Annotated in this window: 5 protein-coding genes; all 5 read right to left on the bottom strand. The window is 32.8% G+C overall.

What is annotated here, in order from left to right:
- Positions 1 to 205: 205 nt before the first annotated feature.
- Positions 206 to 1,627, bottom strand: coding sequence for an arginine-ornithine antiporter (gene arcD / locus BM057_RS11195; protein WP_092093824.1), 1,422 nt, complete (start codon positions 1,625 to 1,627; stop codon positions 206 to 208).
- A 22-nt stretch (positions 1,628 to 1,649) separates the two neighbouring features.
- A complete protein-coding gene (locus BM057_RS11190) occupies positions 1,650 to 2,765 on the bottom strand; it encodes an aminotransferase (RefSeq protein WP_092093821.1) in 1,116 nt (371 codons plus the stop codon).
- A gap of 88 nt (positions 2,766 to 2,853) precedes the next feature.
- The gene (locus BM057_RS11185; RefSeq protein WP_092093819.1) at positions 2,854 to 3,807 is read right to left on the bottom strand and encodes an IS30 family transposase; all 954 of its coding nucleotides are present in this window, start codon (positions 3,805 to 3,807) and stop codon (positions 2,854 to 2,856) included.
- Between the two features lie 236 nt (positions 3,808 to 4,043).
- Entirely contained in the window at positions 4,044 to 4,394 is a 351-nt protein-coding gene (locus tag BM057_RS11180; protein ID WP_092093817.1) for a hypothetical protein, read from the bottom strand.
- 1 nt (position 4,395) lies between these two features.
- Complete coding sequence (locus tag BM057_RS11175) at positions 4,396 to 5,214, bottom strand: ParA family protein (protein WP_092093815.1); 819 nt, start codon at positions 5,212 to 5,214, stop codon at positions 4,396 to 4,398.
- Positions 5,215 to 5,835 lie beyond the last annotated feature (621 nt).

Here is a 5,835-nt window from a genome sequence, read left to right as displayed (position 1 = left end):
TCTGTACTGAAATCAAGGTATTATTGGGAATCCCAGCTTAAATCATAGATACCGTAAGGGATTTTATTCTTTATTTAAAACTTTGCAACAGAACCTAAAATATTAATTAAAACACAAGATAATAATATATATATATTTATTTTTTTCATAAAATTACTCCTAATTTTTTATGTTTTTTGAATTGGAATAGCAAAATAGTAAGCTTTTAAACAGCAATCTGACCATTCATTAACATCATAATTGACGCAATAGCCCCTAAAATAATCAATCCTACAAAGACAATTTCAACTTTAGAAAATACTTTTGTTTCTCCTATTTCCTTACGTGCTTGAGCATATAAGAATATGCCTAAAATATAAACAGTAAAGCATAGTAACAAGTACCCGATACCTGAAGCCCAAATAGCCCAAATATAAAAAATAGAACCTATAATTCCGATGATTAATTGCATTTTTTCGCCAGTTTTATCTTTATGCTCATAAGAAAGTTTCGTTTGATACAAGGTCACAAATAACCATGATACAAAAATTGCCGCTGTACACAATGAATAAGCAAAATTATATGCTTTATCTGTAAATAACAAGGTAAATACAAAAGCTTGCGTTAAAGCAGTCATGAAGAATAAAGAAAATGTTGGAACGCCTTTTTTATTCACTTCACCAAATTTCTTAGGCAATAAATTATCTTTAGCCATTAATAGCGTTGTTTCAGCAGGTAACATTGTCCATGATAACCAACAACCAATAATAGAGATGATTAAGGCGATATTGACAAAAGCAGCTCCCCAAGGACCTACAATAGAAGCTAATAAATATCCCATAGCTGGTTGACCAAGAGCAACAATTTGTTCTCGAGGCATTAAACCATAAGGTAAAATTGAAGCAGTAATATACACAACAAGCAATCCAATCAAGCCTAAAATAGTCGATTTACCTGCTGCTTTTTTTGTTTCAGCCCGATCTGCCATCATAGCAGCCCCTTCAATCCCAACAAAAACCCACATTAGAACCATCATTGTTGCTTTTATTTGCGACCAAATACTGAAAATTTCAAATCCACCAGATTTTGTTCCCCAAAAATTATTCACAAAAATATTAAAATCAAAATTAAAGATAGCAATAACTATAAAGGTAAATAGTGGTACTAATTTACATACAGTAATAATTGAATTTAAAATAGCTGCACTTTCAATTCCTTGGTTAACTAGAAAAAACATTAACCATAAAACTAAAGATGCTACAAAAATTGAAGGTAAATTATTTCCACTTTTAAAAATAGGAATAAAATAACCAACCGCACTCATCAGCATGGTTGCAAAAGCGACGTTACCCAACCATGCTGATAACCAATAACCCCAACCAGATAAGAATCCCCAAAAAGGTCCAAACCCTTCAGTTGCATAAGAAAAGATACCACTTAACTCTGGTTTTTTATTTAATAAATTCAACAAACTTAAGCAGAGCATTAAAACACCTACTCCAACAATAAACCAAGCTATGAGAGCTGCTCCAGGAGCAGTGGAGGCAGCCATGTCTGTAGATATTCCAAAAACTCCACTACCGATTGACGAAGAAATAACTAATGCCGTTAAAGCAAAAATACCTAATTTCTTTTGCGTATTTTCCATATAAATTCCCCCTTTTTTATTGTTAACGGTATTGATTTAGAAAACGACTAATTCTTTTTAATCCTTCTTCCAGTACTTCAGAAGAACAACAATATCCTAATCGAACATGTCCTTCAATTTCATAAGAAGAACCAGGGACAAGTAACACCCCTTCTTTTTTTAATAGTTCAATACAAAATTCTTTGATTGGAACTGGAACATTAAATTTAACAAATGAAGTTGATACATATTCAGGATATACTAAAGAAACCAATTCCTCTGACTCAACCCATTCTTGCAATTTTTTAAGATTTCCAGATAGTAAATTATAATTTCTCTTTAAAATTTTGTCTCTATTTTTCAAGACATGGACAGCCAATGCATCGTCGATAATTCCACTACAAATCATTGTATAATCGCGATACTTTCGAAATAAATCAGCTAATTCTTTAGATGTGGCCGTCCAACCGATTCTTATTCCTGGGATGGAAAAAGTTTTTGACAATGAATTTGTAGAAATTCCTTTATCATACAAGTCAACTACTGAAACAGAATTTGGATTTGAAAATGGCGCATATACTTCATCGACTAAGATATATGCGCCTACTTTTTCTGCTAATTTTACTATTTGACGTAAATCTTCTTCTTTGATTAGCGTACCCGTTGGATTATTCGCAGAATTTAAAGTTATCATTTTAGTATTAGAACGAATAACTTTTTCTAAATCTTCGATAGGGAAACGCCATCCATCTTCTTCATTTAAATAAACAAAATCAACTTCCGCTCCAAATGAACGCGGAATATCATACAGTTGTTGATAAGTAGGGAACATGCTGACTACATGATCACCTGGTTTAATCAAAGCATACAGTGCTAATAAATTTGCTCCTGTTGCACCATTTGTTTGAAGAATATTGTTACTTTCAACATTTTGGTACATTTTTGCTACTTCTTCTTTAAAGGCGGGAGAACCTTCTATGTATCCGTAGTTCATTTTAGTATCATATAAACTCCTAAAAAAATCATCTGGGTTCGTTCCATCAATACTAATCGCCTCACTTAGTGTCATTGAGGAAACTGTACTCTGCGCTAAGTCATATGTGGCTTTTGTTTCCCATTCATTTAACCATTCTTCAACACCAAAATTTGCAATATCCATGATATTCCTCCTTAATTTCTATTTTAGTTTATCATATTAGTTTCTTAAATTAAATTTTAATCTTTAATTCCTCGATTGTCAATTTAAGCTAGAAATTATTTAACCCCGATACATTCTCAAGAAAAACTTCCAATGGAGTTTTATAGTTCAATGATTTCCTAGGGATTTTATTCCTTCGAATAGCTACTGAGGCTATAAACTCTTGATCCACTTCATTGAAATCCATTTGTTTATGTAATCCATCTCTTCGCAGTAATCCATTCGAGTTTTCATTTAAGCCACGTTGAGATGGACAACCTGGATCTGCAAAGAAAATGGAAACATCTTGCTGATAGCTTAAGTTTTTCCAGTTAGAGAATTCCTTGCCACAATCAAAGGTAATCGATTTAAAGAGATTCTTTGGAAGATTTTCAAACCATCGGTTTAAAGTTACTTCAATATCTTTAGCCTTACGACCGGGAGTTTCTAATGCAATAATCAACTTAGAAAATCTCTCAGCTAAAGTGATCACAGCGCTCTTGTGGTTTTTACCAATGATTGTATCGCCTTCTAAATGTCCAAATTCATTTTCGAAGGACGGATAAGCTCTACTGCGGTCTTCTAGACTCCTTTTATCACCTTGTTTTCCGCGTTTTTCCTGATGACCGTTTGGATTGCGTTTGCCCTTCATAGGTAAGGTCTTCACATCAAAGAAAGAGCTGTCTTTAAATCGTCGATATAAAGTTTTGACCGAGCAACCAAGATTTCTTTCATTTCGACCAATGATAACATCTGGTGACCAGCCTTCAGCTACTCGATCTTCAATATACTCAACCTGTTTTTTTGTAAACGTCTTTTTCTTTGCACCACACTTGGATTTATTCCGTTTGTAACGATTTAAGTACTCGACAATTGTTCCGCCATCCTTTAGGAAGTTAACAACGTTATAGATGGGTTGGTTAGAACGTCCAAGCTTTTTAGCGATTTTAGATGGGTTGAGTCCCAATTGATGATAAACTTCTATCCAGCCAAGTTCTTTCATGGTAATATGTGTGTAAGCCATTTGTGGTCACTCTCCTTATTTTCATGCTAGGAAATTTGATTTGAGTGTACCACAAATGGCCTATTTAATTTTCTAGCTTAATTTTACAATTCAGGATTTTTAATTCCTTTTATAATTAGTAAGTACTATTTTTAATTCTCATATATTTTTTTACAATACAGTCTTTGTTTATTAATTTTTATCCAAAAGTTAAAAGTTAGAAATGATATTTACGTTATAACGTATAATTATATTCTTTATTTTCGCTTAGTATTGTACATTTTTAAAAGCAACTCTTGATATGTTTTGTCATGGTCATCTAATCGATCTTCAAAGTTATCTAACATAATTATAATTAACTCGTTAATTGATTCTGCATATTGCATAGTTACTAAAGCGTTTAGTCTGTTCAAAGTGTCAATCCATAATCTAGCTGAACTAGATTTTGTTCCATTTATACGTCTATAATCGGTTTCTGGTAGAGTAATAGGATTTTCATTATTATCGAGGCTCGGTTTTTGAGATTGTTCTATATTCATATAACTAAAAGTGTTTTTGGGATAGAAAGATTCTATACGTTCAGGTTTTCTTTTCTTTTGTAAGGCCATCCTAGTATTCCTCCACTCTTTTTAATATTTCTTTTGTTAGATCCATATACTCTTTATGAGCCCGTCTATCATGAATGTCAGTTATAATTGTTTCATTTTCAGGATCGGATATCCCTGCTAAACTGTATCTTTTTATTCGCTCCATATTACGTATAATAGTGTTAAATACATTTTCTTTTCCAAAAGTATCGTGAGCTTCATTTAAAACTTTTTTTTCAACTTGAGAACGATTTTTAATTAAAACGGGCATTACACCTATGGCTTCTATATGATGTTTATATGCTTCAGATAGCTCATCTAAGTATAAATCAAAAGTTTTTGCTCCATCTAGGCTCCATTCTTGGGTTTGCATAACAATTATTGCGTATGATGAGGATATTAAAGCAGATTCTAGATAAAGACTAACAGTGGGAGGCACATCAAAAATAACGAAATCAAAATCCGATACAACATTTTCTAATAAATTCTTAAAATGATAAACGCGTTTTTGATAGTTATCTTTATATAATTCCTCTGCGAATCTAGGATAAGAGGTAAAATCAGCATAAGAAGGTAATAAATATAGATTAGGCATAATATTAGTGACTATAGATTGTAGATCGTTATCTGCAATTGCAGACATTAATGTTTTCTCAAAAGCTATTATAGTATTGTTATTTAAGGTTTGTGTTTTCATCATTAAACTAGTTGCATTTCCTTGTGGATCCATATCGACTAATAATGTTTTGTATCCTAATTTACTTAAACAGAAAGATACCATTGACGAACTAGTGGTTTTTCCCGTACCACCTTTCATATTTCCAAATGTAATACTCTTCATATACTAAATTCTCCCTTCCTAAAAAAACAGCATGCGTGCATTCGCGCATATTAGCATATTTGTATATATGCATGCATATGAATTTTAGCAATAAAAATCCAAACAGTAAAGTATCTTAAAATGTCAATATATAAGCATACTTGTATTCATGTATGCATGCATGTGTGCATTCTTGTATGCGTGCATACTGTTTTTAAAATGGGGTTTACAACGTTTAATAAGATATCTATGCTAGTCCTAAATATTATATAGGTTAGAAATTTTAACTAAAATTGTAGGGGACAAGCTGCTGCCATTAAATTGGGACCAAGGGGACACGTTCTGCCTGAGCGATTTCGAAAAAATCGGGCTAGGGATACCACCTATTGCTAAGTGTATAGGTGCCCGAAGGGCGACCACGGCCATTAACAGGTGGGGGAGGTAATCGTTAGGCCGAAAGCCTGGCAGTTTAAAACAAGACGCTAAGGGGCGATTTTTGGCGTGTTTTGAGCGTGATTTCATCACACACACACTTAGATGCTAAAAAGGGTTCTGTTGCAAAGTTTTAAATCTACTATCAAATAAGGTAGAATAATAGAAAAAGATAGCAGGAGGAATGACGATGAATCATTTTAAAGGAAA

It is taken from the genome of Pisciglobus halotolerans, assembly GCF_900113675.1.
Classification (GTDB): domain Bacteria; phylum Bacillota; class Bacilli; order Lactobacillales; family Carnobacteriaceae; genus Pisciglobus; species Pisciglobus halotolerans.
The sequence above is the reverse complement of the archived record's forward strand: the minus strand, read 5'-3'. Positions and strand labels throughout refer to the sequence as shown.